This window comes from Mesorhizobium sp., from assembly GCF_004963255.1.
In the GTDB taxonomy this organism is placed as follows: Bacteria; Pseudomonadota; Alphaproteobacteria; order Rhizobiales; family Rhizobiaceae; genus Mesorhizobium.
The window spans coordinates 1-15,100 of sequence record NZ_SUGA01000008.1 but is presented as its reverse complement, the minus strand read 5'-3'; the positions used below and the strand labels follow the sequence as shown (position 1 = coordinate 15,100).

Genomic DNA, 15,100 nt, shown 5'->3' with positions numbered 1-15,100 from the left:
CCGGTCCCGTGTTGGAAATCAACGTGACGAGGCGAGGTGCCATGATTGCATGTTATATTGCCGAACGCGGCGGCGTACCTAGTCGACCAAACATTTTGATTGGCTAAAGTTAACATCTTCGAAAATCCCCTGTCGCAGCTTCGCGTTTCGAAAGCCGTTGGCCGAGTGCAGCGGCGTCGGCAGGCCGCATTGCCAAGGCGGCCGCGCAACGCCGAGATGCGCTATTGACCTGTATACAGGAGTTCAGGTATGCCGATCGTTAACCCAGGAGGCGACCTGCAAATGACTTCATCCACCGAGACGGCGATGCGCCAGGACCTTGCGGCGGCCTACAGGCTCATTGCCCATTTCGGCATGGACGACCTGATCCACACCCATATTTCGGCACGATTGCCCGACGAGCCAAACCACCTGCTGATCAACCGTTACGGCGACCTGTTCCGGGAAGTCACCGCGGACTCGCTGGCGGTGATCGACCATGAAGGACACCAGGTGCGGGGCACGCAGGTTCCGATCAACACGGCAGGTATCGTCATCCACACGGCGGTCCATTCGGCACGGCCCGACGCCATCTGCGTCATGCACACGCACACAGCCGCGGGCGTGGCGGTCAGTTGCCTTGAAGAAGGCCTGCTGCCGCTTAACCAGACCGCCCTGCTCTTCTACGGTCGCGTCGGATATCACGCGTTCGAGGGGATCGCTCTCGACCGGGACGAGCAGCAGCGCCTGGTCGCCGATCTCGGCGACAATCGCGCCATGATCCTGCGCAATCATGGCCTGCTGACGGTTGGCCGTTCCGTCGGCGAGGCGTTTTCCCTGATGTACAATCTCGAGCAGGCCTGCCGCATCCAGCTTGCCGTGCTTGGCAGCGGCCGGCCCGTGCATCTTCCCTCCAGCGACGTGTGCGAACGCACCGCCGCGCAATATGAGGCCGACCCGGACGGGGCCGCAGAACTGGAGTGGCTGGCATTGCGTCGGCTTTTGGGCCTCGCCTTCGACGGCCGTTGACGCCGTGCGGGTCGTGCTTGCCGATCCTCTCGCCTATTCGGATGCGTTCGATATCGCGTTGCGCTCTGCCTGTCCCGGCGTGAAATTCCGCCGCTGGACGGAATGCGCGCCGGACACCGACTACGACCTGCTGGTGACCTGGGCATTTCCGCCGGACATGACGAAGCTGCCTGCTTCCACGCGCGCTGTGCTCTGCCTGGGCGCCGGCACGGATCAATTGACCTCCGATCCGCGCCTTCCCGACGATATGCCTGTCTTGCGCCTGCGCGATCCCGCGCAAGCACAGCAAATTCTCGACTACGCCATGCACGCGGCATTCGCCCGCCAGCAGGACGATTTTTCCGTTCGCCGCAACCAGGGCGCACGCAGGTGGCAGCGGGCTGTTTCCGAGATCCGCGACCGCGGCACTTTGTCGGTCGCGGTGCTTGGCCTGGGCATGATCGGCGGTCATGTCGCGTCGGGCCTAGCGGGAGCGGGTTTCCGGGTTTCGGGCTGGTCGCGCACGCCCCGCGAGCGTGCCGGCGTGACCGCCTTTCATGGCGAGGGCGGACTGGTTCCGGCGGTCACGGGGGCCGACCTGCTTGTCAATCTGCTGCCGTCCAATCAGCACACGCGCGGCATTCTCGACAGGCGGGTCTTCGGCCTGCTGGCGCCGGGCGCCTATGTAGTCAATCTGGGGCGTGGCGATCATCTCGACGAGACCGCGCTCAGGCAAGCGCTGGACAACGGCCATATCGCCGGCGCCTGGCTCGACGTCTTCCTCCAGGAGCCGCTGCCGGCCGACCATTGGGCCTGGGCGCATGAAAGCGTGCGCATCACACCCCATTGCGGCGGCCTGCCAACACCCGAGGGGACCGCGGCCGCGATCGCGGAGGCCATCAAGGCGCTAGACGATCCGCGAAATCCGCTGGTTTCCGGCAAGCCGCTTCTTGACTCCCAAAACTCCTGAATGCCAGTATACAGATATGCTGAAGCTGAATGCACCAATCGTGACCGAGCAGAATGAGCGCCGGAACACGATCTCCGCCAAGGCCTACAAGGAATTGCGCGAGGCGATCATCACCGCGCGTGTCCTGCCTGGCGCCAGCCTTGCCGAGACTGACGTCGCGCAGGCGATGGGCATCAGCCGCACACCGGTGCGCGAGGCCTTCACCCGCCTCTTCGACGAGGGGTTGATCGAGATTTCGCCGCAGACCGGCACCCGCGTCTCGCTTATCGACATGACCCGGGTGCGCGAAGCCGTGTTCATCCGCTCGACCCTGGAAAGCGCGGTCATCGCCAACAGCGGCGTCCATCCGGATCCCGGCACGCTCGATGAGATCGAGCTCTCCTTGCGAGCCCAGGAACGGCTGGTCGACAGCGGCGACATGGGCGCCCTGCACCGCGCCGATATGGCCTTCCACTCGGGCCTGACGGCCGCCTTCGCCCATCCCCGCGCCTGGGCTGCCTGCCAGCACGTATCGGCGGACATGATGCGCGTTCAGTTCCTGATCGGCATGAAGCCGGATCATATCCGCTCGATCATCGCGGAGCATCGCGCGATCCTCGACGAGGTCCGCGCCGGCAAGACTGGCGAGGCCGCGCGCCTCATGGCCGCGCACATTCGCAATGTCGACTTCGACCAGGCCACCCTCAAGCGCGAGCATCAGGAGTTCTTCCGTGCGGGAGACGTCCTGTGATCGCTCCCGTCCCTGCCCTCGCCTTGTCAGGTCCGGAGCCGGCGGCCTCTTTTTTTTGGGCGGTCTACGAAACCGGTTTACCAGCCAAGTTCAACATCATCCTGCCAGGAGCGTTGAAGCGTTTGTCGGATCGATTGAAGATCACCATCCGTGATGTCGCGCGGGCGGCGGGCGTCTCGGTAACTTCCGTGTCGCGCCATCTCAACGGCCGCATCAGCCTGCCCGACTCGACAGCGCTGAAGATCGAGCAGGCGGCTGCGCGCCTCGGCTATCGTCCCAACGCCATTGCCCGGCGGCTGACGCGCGGCAGCAGCGAGACGCTCGGCCTGATAACCTCTGACATCGCCTATCCGCTGTTTGCCGCCATCGCCTCCGCATCCGAAGCGGAGGCGGCGCGGCACGGCTACAACCTGCTGATGCTCAACAGCCGCAACCTGGTGGATCATGAGCTCGCCTTCCTAGCGCGGATCGAGGACCACCAGGTGGACGGCATCCTGCTTCTCACCAACCATTCGGACGACGGCCGGCTGGTCAAATGCATCAACCGGACCGGCGGCGTGGTCCTGCTCGACGAGGATGTGCCGGGCGCCCGGGCGCCGCGCCTGTTTGCCAGGAACGCCGACGGCGCCCGCATGGCAACCAGCCACCTGATCGAGAAGGGCCATCGCCGCATCGGCGCGATCGCCGGCCCGGATGGCCTGCTCAGCACGACCGAGCGGCTGTCTGGCTATGCAGAGGCGCTGGAAGCGGCGAGCATGGCGCTCGACAACCGGCTGGTGGTCCATTGCGACTACGATGAAAGCCAGGCTGTCGGCGCTTTCAAGGAGCTGTTCGAGCAGCCGGATCCGCCGACCGCCGTCTTTACCTGCGGCGACATGCTGGCGCTTGGCGCCATGCGCGCGGCGCGCGGCATGGGCCTGCGCATTCCCGAGGATGTCTCGCTCATCGGGTTCGACGACATCAGCAATGCCGACCTTCTTTCGCCGGCGCTGACGACGGTGCGGCAGTCTCCGGCCGAATTCGGCCGGCGCGGCATCGCCATGCTGCTGGACCTCATCACAGGCAGAAAAACAGAAGCGGTCACCGAACGCATCGGCGTCGAGCTCGTCGTCCGTGCGTCGGTCGCGCCGCCATCAGGCCGCCGGCTACGGCGGTCTGCAAGCAATACCGGTTCCGAGCCGCCAACCGGCGGCTTGGCGCCGGCCCGGGAGGAAGTCACCGAAAACTAAGACTCCAGACGGACATAAAAAGGGGAACAGCCATGTCCAGCAACCGCTTTGGTCAAGACGCAGCGTTAATAGCAATCGAGAAGTTCAAATCCGGTCGGATCGACCGTCGCTCCTTCCTTACCGCCATGGCCGGCCTCGGCCTCGCTGTCGCGATGCGGCCCGGCGCGGCATCGGCGGAAGCCAATGAGATCGTCGTCTGCAATTGGGGGGGCGCCGCGCTCGACGCCTTCCAGAAGGCCTATGGCGAGCCCTTCACCAAGAAGTCGAGCATACCGGTCGTGATCGACGGCGCCGGCCCGGAGACGGGAGCGATCCGCGCCATGGTCGATTCCAAGAATGTGACCTGGGACGCCACCGACGGTGGCATGACCGACGCGCTCGTGCTCGGCAAGGGTGGCTATGTCGAACCGATCGACTACTCGATCGTCGACAAGAGCCTGGTCGGCGACGGCCTCGCCGCCGAATTCGGCATCTGCAACTACACCTATTCCAACGTGCTCGCCTACGATTCCAAGAAGCTCTCGACCGCGCCTTCCAGCTGGGCCGACTTCTTCGATCTCGAAAAATTCCCCGGCAAGCGCACGATGTGCAAATGGATCCAGGGCCAGCTCGAGGCGGTCCTGCTCGCCGACGGCGTCAAGCCGCAGGATATCTATCCGCTCGACGTCGACCGCGCCTTCAAGAAGCTGGAACCGCTTCTGCCGAACCTGATCTTCTGGGAGTCGGGCGCGCAGAGCCAGCAGCTCTTCCGTGACGGCGAGGTGGTGATGGGCAACATCTGGCACACCCGCGCCAACCTGCTGCGCAAGGAGAACCCCCAGTTCACCTGGACCTGGAACAACAACCTGATGTTTGCCAGCGCATGGTCCGTGCCGAAGGGCAACCCCGCCGGCAAGAAGGTGTTCGACTTCATCAACTCGTCGATGGAGCCGGAGGGCCAGATCACCCTGCTGCGCATCATGGGGAACGGCCCGTCCAATCCCAAGGCGCTCGCTCTCATGACAGAGGAAGACAAGGCGGTCTATTCGCTGGCGCCGGAGAACGCCAAGACAGGCTTGAAGATCTCGGCCCAGTATTACGCCGACAACGAAGCCGCGCTGCAGAACAAGTTCCTCGATTTCATCTCTAGCTGATCAGGGACGGCCACCGGCTTCAGGCCGGTGGCCGGATAGCCGCCATGTCGTCTTTCCAGCGTTGGGCCTTCGGCCTGACGGTGCCGGCCGCGCTATTGACGATCTGTCTCTACGTGGTCCCCATCCTTCAGGTGCTGGCGCTCTCATTCACCGAGCCGACCTTCGGCTTCGGCAACTATGTCGAGATGTTCGGCAGCGCCGCGATCGGGCGGGTCGTGCGCACGACGATGATCGTCTCGGCGGTGACGACCGTGCTGACGATCGTCATGAGCTATGCGGTCGCCTTCGCGCTGGTCCACATGCGGCCGGCCGCGCGCCGCGTCGCGCTGTTCATGGTCATGGTGCCGTTCTGGGTCTCGGTGCTGGTGCGCGCCTTTGCCTGGATCACCATCCTGCGCCGTAACGGCGTGCTCAATTCGGCGCTGGTCGGCAGCGGCGCGATCGCCGAGCCGCTGGAGCTCGTCTACAATCAGTTCGGCGTGATCGTCGGCATGGTCCACTACATGATGCCGTTCGCGATCCTGCTGCTCTACGCCAACCTTTCCGAAATCGACCCGCGCATCATTCAGGCAGCGCGGTCGCTTGGGGCGAGGCCCGTTACCATCTTCACCCGCGTCTGGCTGCCGCTCAGCCTGCCCGGGCTTGCGATCGCCAGCCTGTTCATTGTCATCTTCTCGCTCGGCTTCCTGGTGACGCCGGCCATACTCGGCGCCGGCCGCGTGCTCATGGTCGCCGAATATATCTCGGTGCAGATCTCCTCGACTTTGCGCTGGGGGGTGGCAACCGCCCTCTCCACGACGCTGCTGCTTGTCGTCGGAGTGCTGGTCGCGGTCGCCGCGCGCAGTCCCGCGCTTCGCGCCGCCTTCGAGGGCGGACGCCGATGAGCCCGCGTTTGCGTCGCATAGGCGAGCGCTGGCTACCCTGGACCCTGGCATGGCTGCTGCTTGCGTTCCTGTTCGTGCCCGTCCTGGTGGTCGTGCCGGTGGCGCTGACGGCGAAGGATTATTTGTCGTTGCCGACCACCGGCATCTCATTCCAGCACTTTGCCTCGCTTGCCGACTGGCGCGCCGGCTGGCTGCCGAGCATCCTGACCAGCCTGGGCATAGCGCTCGCCTCCAGCATCGCCGCGACCGGCGTGTCGGCGGCCTTCGCCATCGGCGCCTGGGTGTATGCCGGGCGATGGCCCTCGACCCTGCGCATCATTCTGCTCTCGCCGCTTATCGTGCCGCCGATCATCTATGCCGTCGGCATGGTGCGGCTGTGGTCGAAGCTGTCGCTGCTCGACAGCTGGCTCGGCGTCACCATCGTCCATGTCATCCTGGCGATGCCGCTTGCGGTTCTGGCGATCGGCGCCTCGCTGTCCAATCTCGATCCGCGCCTCGTCCAGGCCGCGCGCTCACTGGGCGCCCGCCCGCCCACCGTCTTTGGCAGGGTGATCCTGCCCAATATCCTGCCGGGCACGATCGCCGGCGCCATCCTGGCCTTCATCGTCTCCTGGGACGAGATCACGGTGACGCTCTTCATCACCAGCCGCCGGCTGGTGACGCTGCCGCGCAAGATATGGACAAGCATCGCCGACGCCGTCGACCCGGCGCTGGCCGCCATCGCCACCGTCATGCTCGTCGTCACCATCGTCTGCCTGTTGCTGCGCATGACCGTTTGGGAACGCCTTGCGCAGCGCCGGTCGTGAACCTCATCCATTCCACAAATTCAGAAAGGAAATCAAGGACATGTCAACACATACCGCCGCAATGAGCGAACACGAATATCGCGAGGCGAAGTTCTTCCAGACATTCGGATCGGTGCCGACGCCGGCTTTCCACGATCCCGAGGAACAGACACGGGTCTGGGGGCGCCCATGGGGCTGCACCAACGATGTCGGCAAGCTGCGCGCGGTGCTGATGCACCGCCCTGGCGAGGAGATCAACGTCGTCGACAAGAACAAGCCAATGCCCGAGATCGGCGGCTTCGGCGACCCGGAGAAGGGCTGGTACTTCATGGGCAAGACGCCGCCGGATCTCGCCGCCATGCAGGCCGCCCATGACGCCTTCACCGCGCTGCTTCGCTCGGAAGGCGTCGATGTGATCCTCACCGAGAAGGCGGCGCCCGGTGCGCTCAAGTCGACCTTCTGCCGTGACAGCGTCATCGGTGTCAAAGGCGGCGCCATCGTCACCCGCCTTGCCCGGCGCGCTCGCCGCGGCGAGGAACTGATGGTCACTCAGGCGCTTGCAAAGGCCGGCTGCCCGATTCTGGGAACGTTGCATGGCGAAGCGGTGTTCGAAGGTGGCGGCTTCGCGCTGATCGACGACAAGACGGCGGTCTGCTCGCTCTCCATCGCCTGCAACGAGGAAGGCATCCGTCAGGTCGAGATGATCCTGAACAGCCTCGGCGTCGAATTGATCAAAGTGCCGATGCCGGGCTATCGAATCCACATCGACGGCAGCTTCATGATGATCGATCACGAGACCGCCATCATCAACATCAACGAGCTCCCTTACTTCTTCATCGACCGTCTCAAAAAGCGCGGCATGAATCTGATCGAGCTGCCGCCTGAGGACAATGCCTTCTCATTGAACTGCCTGGCGATCGCGCCCGGCAGGGTCGTCATGCATGCCACCCGCACTCCCCGGCTCGCCGAGCGGCTGGACAAGGCGGGCATCACCATCTTGACGCTCGACTATGAATGCATCGAACTGAACGGCGGCGGCATCCATTGCTCGACAGGGCCGCTCGCTCGGGATCCGAACTGAATGGCCTTCCTCGACATCCGCACGCTTCGCAAGGCCTACGGATCGGCAATCGCGCTCGACGGCGTCGACCTGTCGATCAACGAGGGCGAATTCGTCACCTTGCTCGGCCCATCCGGCTCGGGCAAGACAACCCTGCTGATGTCGATCGCCGGTTTTACCAGGCCGGACTCAGGAACGATCCTGCTCGACGGCGCCGACATCACCGGCGTCGATCCCGAGGACCGCAACTTCGGCCTGGTTTTCCAGGGTTATGCGCTGTTTCCCCATCTGTCGGTGGCGAACAACATCGCCTTCCCCTTGCGCGTGCGCAACTGGGACAAGGCGCGCATCGCCGCGCGCGTTGATGAAGTGATGAAGCTGGTCGGCCTCGACAAGCTCGCCGCGCGCAAGCCGCGCGAATTGTCCGGCGGCCAGCAGCAGCGCGTGGCCATCGGCCGCGCGCTTGCTTTTGGACCGAAGATCCTGCTGCTCGACGAGCCCCTCTCGGCGCTCGATCGCAAGCTGCGCGACACCATGCAGCGTGAGCTGAAGCGTCTCCACCAGGAAACCGGCGTCACGTTCGTTTTCGTCACGCACGACCAGGAAGAGGCCTACGCCATGTCGGACCGTATTGCCGTCTTCCAGAACGGCAATATCGTTCAGATCGGCAGTCCGCGCGAAATATACCGCGCGCCGGCCTCGCGCTTCGTCGCCGGCTTCCTCGGCGGCAACAACATCCTGTCGGCTCAAACGGACGGCGCGCAACTCGATTTGTTCGGCATCCGCATGCCGATGCCTGCAGCCTATGACCGGACGCGCCACGGCGACGGCGCGATTACGGTCTGGGTCCGCCCGGAAGACATCACCCTGGGCGATGTGGCGCCTGGCGCGGTTTCGTTCTCCGTCACCGTCGCCGACGTGTCCTTCGTCGGCACGTCGGAACGCGTCACTGTCATCACGGCCGACGGCCAGGAACTGAGTGTGCTCGCGCCCTCCGCAATAGCCCGCGAGTTGACCCCCGGCAGCGCGGCATCCTGCGCTCTCTTGCCGTCGGCCATCGGATTTCTGGCGCGCGAATAGCGTGCCTGCACCCCAAGCCGGTCGTCCGTCGCGGCGCCATCGGCACAGCATCAACGAGGACAGAAATGACCGTCATCCTGCGCAACGTGGACATCCCTGATTTCGGCCTTCCGGTCGAGCGCCCCGCCATCCCGGCCGCGACGTATGAAACGCGCTGCGCCCGCGCCATCAACAAGTCCGGCGCCGACTGGCTGGTCGTGTATGCCGACCGCGAGCACGCCGCCAACATCGCCTTCCTGACCGGCTTCGAGCCTCGCTTCGAGGAGGCTCTGCTGCTTCTGGGCAAGGCAGGCCAGCGCGTCATAGTCACCGGCAACGAGAACATCGGCTACACGCCGATCGCCGGCCTGCCCGGCATCGTCACCATGCTTGCCCAATCACTGAGCCTGATGGGCCAGGATCGCAGCCAGAAACCGGATCTTGTCGCGGTACTGCGCGAAGCTGGGCTCGGGTCCGGCGATAGGATTGGCATCGTCGGCTGGAAGTATCTTGAAGGCGAGGAGTGGGATTTGGCGAAGCCGACCTTCTTCGCACCGTCCTTCATCGTCGACGCCATTGCCGCGATCGTCGGAGAGTCCGCCCTCGTGGACGCCACCCGCGTGCTGATGCACCCGGTCGAGGGCCTGCGGGCGGTCGTCGACGCAGACCAGATCGCCGAGGCCGAATGGGGAGCGTCAAGGGCATCGATGGCGGTCTGGCGGATCGTCACGGGCTTCACTCTTGGCGACAGCGAGCTCACGGCCGCGTCCCGCATGGGCTATGCCGGCGAACCGATGAGCTGCCATCCGATGTTCGCCTCCAACGATGCGAGCGGCCCAGTCATCGGCCTGCGCAGCCCGACCGCCCGTGTGCCGCGGCGCGGCGAGGGTGCCACCACCGCGGTCGGGTACTGGGGTGGCCTGACGGCCCGCGGCGGCCTGATCGCCGAGGCCGACACCGCTTTCCTGGAGGTGGCCAAGGCCTATTTCGACGGACTGATCGCCTGGTATGAAACGGCCGGAATCGGTGTCGAAGGCGGCGCGATCCACGAAGCGGTGATCTCTACCCTGGCCCGTGGCGGGGTGCGGCCGGCCCTCAATCCCGGCCATCTGGTCGGGCTCGACGAATGGATGCATTCGCCTATACGTCCGGGCTCAACGGAACGCCTGGCCTCCGGCATGCCGTTCCAGGTCGACATCATTCCCGTGCCGATGCCTGACGGCGTGACGCTCAACTGCGAGGACGCCGTGACCTTCGCCGACAAGGGCCTGCGTGCGACGATCGCCGAGCGCTACCCGGCGCTCGCGGCCCGCTTCGCCGCGCGCCGGCGCTTCGTCGCCGACGAGCTCGGCGTCGAGGTCAAGGACGAGATGCTTCTGCTGTCGGCCATCCCGCTTTGCCTGCCGCCATTCTGGCTGACGCCCCAAAAACTGTTGATACGGAACTGAGGCGGCCGACCTCGTCGAAAAAAAGAGCCTGCCGCGCCGACACCGGCACGGGGCCCGCGTCCAGGATTGTGGCTCAGCCTAGCGCCGCGCCTCAAGGCGTAGACATTGCCCATCGACGCGCCACGCGAAATGGGCCGGTGCGACCGGCCCATTTCCCAATCATTCCTCCTCACGGGGTTCCGGGATTGCATCCGGCAGGTTTTGTCGTCCAACCCGGTCTGCGACGAGCATCGAGAGCATCATCTCGACAAGGCCATTGGCGGCCCCCTTCTCGCCGCCATTGGCGCCGATCTGAATCTGCGGCACGAGCGGCAGCCTGCCATTCTCGATCGCCTCCGCGAAGCGCATGAGAACCTGCGAGTTGAGCTGATAGTCCGGTCCGCCGAAGGCCGCGACCTTCTTCTCGCTGGCCTCGGCTTCCGCCAGGCCGAGCGCGCGCACCTTCTCGGCCTCCGCGAAACCGGTCGCCTTGATGCGTTCGGCATCGGCCAGCGCGACGGCCTTGATCATGTCGGCCTCGCCCTGGCCGGCGAGGCGCACCTTCTCCGCCTCCGCCTTGGCGGTGACCTGAATGGTTTCCGCCTCCTGGCGGGTGCGGGCGAGTTGCGCCTTGCCCTCGTTCTCGCTGATCTCGATGGTAAGTGCCGAGGTCGTGATCTTGGCTTGCTGTTCGGCGAGCGCCTCCTTCTCGCGCAACGTGCGTTCCTGAGTGGCCGCCCTCTCCTGCAATTTGTAAGTCTCGACCTTTTCGACTGCGATCTGGCGCTCGCGCAGCTGGATCAGGATCTGCTCTATGCTGTTCTGGCCATTGGCGGCGCGCGGCGTGCCAATCAACACTTCCTGCAGCTCGAGGCTGTAGGAATTGAATTTCTCGCGCATCTCCTCGCCCGACTTGCGCTGGATGTCGCTGCGCTCCTGCAGAAGCTGGATCAGCGTCTTTGTCTGGGCGATGTTCTTGAAATAGGCGGAAACCATCGGATCGAGCGTCTGTTCGACCAGCCGCTTGATGTCACCGAAACGCTGCACCACGAGCGGCGCCTTCATATAGTCGATATGCACGACGACGGAGAGCGGCAGCACAGGCTCGAACGCATCCTTGGTGATCAACGACACCTCGGACAGGTTCTCATCCAGCCTGTGATCGCCGAACTGCTCCTTCGTCCATTTGAGCACGAAGTTGGTGGTCGGCACGGTGATGATATTGCCGGCGTAAGTATTGAACGCATACTTGCCCGGCAGCAGCGGCGTTGACCAGACGCCGCGCGCGCCGATTTCGACCAGCTCGCCGTGACGGTAGGCCTGCCCGGATATGTCCGTGCCGTGGCGGCCGTTATAGGAGACGACGACACCCACCGTGCCGACGTCGATGATCGTCTTCTCGACCAGTTCGACGGTCGCGAAAATGCGATTGAGGAAGTAGCTGCCGTCTGCCAGCACCTGCAGCTGCCGGCCGCGGTAGCCGCCGGCCTTGAGAAACTTCTCGGGGTCCTGGAAATTGTTGTGGAAGTTCGGGTCGTTCGGATCGTTGGCCACGGTCGGCGCGATAATCTCGCCGTCCGGCAGGGCCGGGCCGTCATGGATGGTGACGATACCGATCATGTCCTCGGCATTGTGGATGACCACCGGCTCAAAGCCGCCCCGCTCCGAGATCAAACTGGACATGTTGGAAAAAAGGCTTTGTTCCGACGAACTCAGATTGACGGCATAGGTCGATTGAGCGGTGAGCACGACGAATTGCGCGAGATTGATGGCATAGGTGCCTTCACGCAAAATCTTGCGCTGCGGCCCCTTCTGTCCGCCCTTTTCGAGAAAGCCGCGCACATCCTGGAAATCATCGGCGTCGGTGTTGGAGGCAAGTGTCTGCGTCGGAGGCAGCGGCTTGCCGTCACGGGCAAAGACATAGCCGATCTGGCCCTGCGGGATCGTGACGAGATTGGCGCGGTGCATCGAATATTGGAACGGCATGAAGAAATGCAGGCCGCCGCGCACCACTTCCGGCTGGTAGCCAGCCTCACGGTTGAGCGCTATGAAGCCATCACTGACGGAGCCGCGAAAACTCCATAGTTTTTCCAGGATGCCGAGCCTGTCGTTCGGGATGTAGCGGATCATGCCGCTCCGCCAGAACAGGATCGCCAGCACGACAACCGGCACGGCGATCTCGATCGCAGTCCATTTCATCGGGCCGAGATATTCTAGGGCTTCCATGTCTTGTCTCCTAAGAGCGCGCGGGTTCATTCACCCGGCCGCCACCCGGCTGGTGTTGATTGACAAAGCGGGGAGATTTCGCGCCGAGACGCTCGACGCACCAAGGGCGTGTCGAACGTTCGGGCTGCTCATTGTTTGGAAAAGTGACCGCGCCTCCCGAGTCCCCCGTGAGAAAGGCGTGGCGTAAGTGATGTTACATCGGTGTTGCCTTGATAGACATAACAACGATGACGTAGGGATAGCGCCAACAGGTTTAAAGATACTTCACGCCGAAATCGTATAAGTATTTTCAACGCCTTTGTTGTTTCGAAGCGTCGACTTCTAGAAATTAGCAGAGAGCAAAACGGCGTTCTTGACGAGTCAAAACATCGCCTCCCAAGCCATCCTGGTGCGGAATCTGGGAACCATAAAAGACCGACGTGCTGCGCCATCGCCGACGCAGCACATTGATTTCAAAGGGATTCTACGAGCCTAGCGCCGCAGCGCGTAGACATTGTCCATCGACGCGCCACCCAGTGGCAGCGCCATGTCGTCGTCGAGCAGCCGGGTGATGCGTGCGAAGCCGACAAAGGCTTTCCGCGCTTCCTCGGCCGACATCTTGCCCGACATAGCCGCCGTACAGCAATTCAGGGCGCATTGATAAACCGGGCCGCGTCTTCCCGTTGGCCATTTCCGCAGGAACACCATCGCCTCGGAGACGCTATCGACTTCCTCCACAGGGTATCCCTGCCCACGCGCAATTCGCACTGGGGTAAAGAAATGCAAGCGATCCATGATCATCCTCCCGGCCGACCGCAGCGCAGTCGAACCCGCATAAACGCACGTTCGGCGGATTGGTTCCAAACAAATTCGGTTGCCGATGGAAAAACTTCGGAACCCGCCGGCCGGCACCTGTGCGATCGAGAGCGCCCATGGCGACTCGACCGATGCAGGCTTCGAGGCGGCGTATAACGGCGATTCTCATTGAATGTCTTTAAGGCGAAAGCCGGCAAATGGATTGCTTGCCGGTTCCCCGGCGTCAGGCTTAACCTCTGCGGTCAAACGCGTGAGGGCGCGTTTGCTAGAAGGGGAACAACGACATGACCATTCAAGGCGCTTCGCCTGACCTCTATAACGAGGATCTGGCTCCGGCAACGGTCAGGAACTGGGGACCGTTTTCGATCTTCAATGTCTGGACTTCGGACGTCCACAGCCTCTGGGGCTACTATCTGGCGGCCAGCCTGTTTCTGTTCTGCGGCGGCTTCGTCAATTTCATAATCGCCATCGGCATCGGCTCGCTGATCATCTACGCGCTGATGAACATGGTCGGCTATGCCGGCGTGAAGACCGGCGTGCCCTACCCCGTGCTAGCCCGCGCCTCCTTCGGCATCTGGGGCGCCAACATTCCGGCGCTGGTGCGCGCCATCGTCGCCTGCTTCTGGTATGGCGCTCAGACGGCCGCGGCGTCGGGCGCCATCGTGGCGCTGCTGACGCGCCTGCAATGGTTCGACGAGTTCAACAAGAGCTCACATCTTCTGGGACATTCGACCCTGGAAGTGATCTGCTTCGTCGTCATCTGGGCTTTGCAGTTGCTAATCATCCAGAAGGGCATGGAGACCGTGCGCCGCTTCCAGGACTGGGCCGGCCCCGCCGTGTGGGTGATGATGCTGCTCCTGGCCATCTATCTCTGCGTGAAGTCCGGAACTTTCGCTTTCACCAGCGACATTCCCATGGATGTGCTGCGCGAGAAGACCGCCGACGCCGGCATTCCAGGCGATCCGGGGTCGTGGACCGCGCTCTTCGGTGCCGCGGCGATCTGGGTGACCTATTTCTCGGCGCTCTATCTCAACTTTTGCGATTTCGCTCGCTACGCGCCGGACAATGCGGCCCTTCGCAAGGGCAACATCTGGGGCCTGCCGGTCAATCTGATCCTGTTCTCGCTGGTCGCCGGCGTCACGACGATCGCCGCCTACGACGTGTACCACGAGGTGCTGCTCCACCCCGACCAGATCTCGGCCAAGTTCGACAGCTGGTTCCTGGCGGCCCTTGCAGCGCTCACCTTCGCGGTGGCGACGCTGGGCATCAACGTGGTGGCGAATTTCGTCTCGCCTGCCTTCGACTTCTCCAATGTCTTCCCGCGCCAGATCGACTTCAAGAAAGGCGGCTACATCGCGGCGTTGATCGCGCTGGTGCTCTATCCCTTCGCGCCCTGGGAAGGCAGCGCAGCGCATTTCGTCGGCATCATCGGCGCGACGATGGGGCCGATCTTCGGCGTGATGATGGTCGACTACTATCTGATCCGCAAAAGCGAGGTCGATGTACCGGCGCTCTATCGCGAGGACGGCGAATTCCGCTTCCAGGGCGGCTGGCATGTCAATGCCTTCATCGCCGCCGGCATCGGCGCGATCTTCTCCTCGATCCTGCCCAACTTCACGAGCCTGCTGCCGTCCTGGTGGGGTGTCTATGGCTGGTTCTTCGGCGTGGCCATCGCCGGCGCCGTCTATTACGTCCTGCGCACCATGGCGCTCGGCGCGGGTGCCAGGACGGCTAAAGCCTGAGCGCACTTTCCCCTTCTCCCCCTTGTGGGAGAAGGTGGATCGGCGCGATAGCGCCGAGACGGATGAGGGGTGT

At 63.6% G+C, this 15,100-nt stretch carries 13 protein-coding genes; 11 read left to right on the top strand and 2 right to left on the bottom strand.

Going from position 1 to position 15,100, the window contains the following annotated elements:
• The first annotated feature begins 282 nt into the window (after positions 1-282).
• The 10 genes from E5X34_RS11365 (at position 283) to E5X34_RS11320 (ending at position 10,285) form a co-directional block, all read left to right on the top strand.
• Positions 283-1,008 carry a class II aldolase/adducin family protein gene (locus E5X34_RS11365; RefSeq protein WP_292564235.1) on the top strand — a complete coding sequence of 242 codons (726 nt, stop codon included), beginning with the start codon at positions 283-285 and terminating at the stop codon, positions 1,006-1,008.
• Between the two features lie 13 nt (positions 1,009-1,021).
• Positions 1,022-1,957, top strand: coding sequence for an NAD(P)-dependent oxidoreductase (locus E5X34_RS11360; protein WP_292564231.1), 936 nt, complete (start codon positions 1,022-1,024; stop codon positions 1,955-1,957).
• A 40-nt stretch (positions 1,958-1,997) separates the two neighbouring features.
• Complete coding sequence (locus tag E5X34_RS11355; RefSeq protein ID WP_292564228.1) at positions 1,998-2,687, top strand: GntR family transcriptional regulator; 690 nt, start codon at positions 1,998-2,000, stop codon at positions 2,685-2,687.
• Between the two features lie 122 nt (positions 2,688-2,809).
• Positions 2,810-3,916 (top strand): LacI family DNA-binding transcriptional regulator, encoded by a 1,107-nt coding sequence (locus tag E5X34_RS11350; RefSeq protein ID WP_292564225.1) that lies wholly within the window; start codon positions 2,810-2,812, stop codon positions 3,914-3,916.
• A 32-nt stretch (positions 3,917-3,948) separates the two neighbouring features.
• A complete protein-coding gene (locus E5X34_RS11345) occupies positions 3,949-5,049 on the top strand; it encodes an ABC transporter substrate-binding protein (RefSeq protein WP_292564222.1) in 1,101 nt (366 codons plus the stop codon).
• A 44-nt stretch (positions 5,050-5,093) separates the two neighbouring features.
• A complete protein-coding gene (locus E5X34_RS11340; RefSeq protein ID WP_292564219.1) occupies positions 5,094-5,933 on the top strand; it encodes an ABC transporter permease in 840 nt (279 codons plus the stop codon).
• Positions 5,930-6,739, top strand: coding sequence for an ABC transporter permease (locus E5X34_RS11335; RefSeq protein ID WP_292564216.1), 810 nt, complete (start codon positions 5,930-5,932; stop codon positions 6,737-6,739). Before E5X34_RS11340 ends, E5X34_RS11335 begins: the two co-directional genes overlap by 4 nt.
• A gap of 40 nt (positions 6,740-6,779) precedes the next feature.
• On the top strand, positions 6,780-7,799 hold the full coding sequence (locus E5X34_RS11330) for an arginine deiminase family protein (RefSeq protein WP_292564213.1): 1,020 nt from the start codon (positions 6,780-6,782) through the stop codon (positions 7,797-7,799).
• A complete protein-coding gene (locus E5X34_RS11325) occupies positions 7,800-8,858 on the top strand; it encodes an ABC transporter ATP-binding protein (protein ID WP_292564210.1) in 1,059 nt (352 codons plus the stop codon).
• A 65-nt stretch (positions 8,859-8,923) separates the two neighbouring features.
• Positions 8,924-10,285 carry a Xaa-Pro aminopeptidase gene (locus tag E5X34_RS11320; RefSeq protein WP_292564207.1) on the top strand — a complete coding sequence of 454 codons (1,362 nt, stop codon included), beginning with the start codon at positions 8,924-8,926 and terminating at the stop codon, positions 10,283-10,285.
• 159 nt (positions 10,286-10,444) lie between these two features.
• Here E5X34_RS11320 and E5X34_RS11315 read toward each other — a convergent pair whose 3' ends face one another.
• Together E5X34_RS11315 and E5X34_RS11310 are read right to left on the bottom strand one after the other, a co-directional pair.
• Entirely contained in the window at positions 10,445-12,490 is a 2,046-nt protein-coding gene (locus tag E5X34_RS11315; RefSeq protein ID WP_292564204.1) for an SPFH domain-containing protein, read from the bottom strand.
• 471 nt (positions 12,491-12,961) lie between these two features.
• Positions 12,962-13,264, bottom strand: coding sequence for a DUF982 domain-containing protein (locus tag E5X34_RS11310; RefSeq protein ID WP_042642716.1), 303 nt, complete (start codon positions 13,262-13,264; stop codon positions 12,962-12,964).
• A gap of 305 nt (positions 13,265-13,569) precedes the next feature.
• Between E5X34_RS11310 and E5X34_RS11305 the strand changes: the two genes are divergently transcribed.
• A complete protein-coding gene (locus tag E5X34_RS11305) occupies positions 13,570-15,027 on the top strand; it encodes an NCS1 family nucleobase:cation symporter-1 (protein ID WP_292564201.1) in 1,458 nt (485 codons plus the stop codon).
• Positions 15,028-15,100: the final 73 nt, after the last annotated feature.